The 273-nt window shown below is 56.4% G+C and carries 1 protein-coding gene; it reads left to right on the top strand.

What is annotated here, in order from left to right; translation table 11 throughout:
• The coding region (locus RMT89_RS43025) for a DUF2213 domain-containing protein (RefSeq protein ID WP_315889201.1) at positions 1-273 on the top strand (273 nt) is incomplete at both ends.

A 273-nucleotide genomic window follows, 5' to 3' on the forward strand; every position in this document is an offset into this window, starting at 1 on the left:
TGACGCTCGCGTAGCCCGTACCGGCATTCAGCAGTACCTCGGCAGTGAAGTTGGTCGCCCGGACCTTGAGGTGGTGACCGTTTACCGTCCCGAAAGCGAAGTATTCAAAGCCGACTCAATGGCTTCATTTGCTCACCGCCCAATCACAGATGATCATCCTGATGAAGCCGTGACTGCGGACAACTGGAAGGACTATTCAGTTGGTCAGACCGGCGAGGAGATTAAGCGGGACGGCGATTTTCTGCGCGTCCCTATGATGGTCGCAGATGGGGC

Origin of the sequence: Streptomyces sp. P17 (assembly GCF_032436805.1) — a bacterium.
GTDB lineage: Bacteria > Actinomycetota > Actinomycetes > Streptomycetales > Streptomycetaceae > Streptomyces.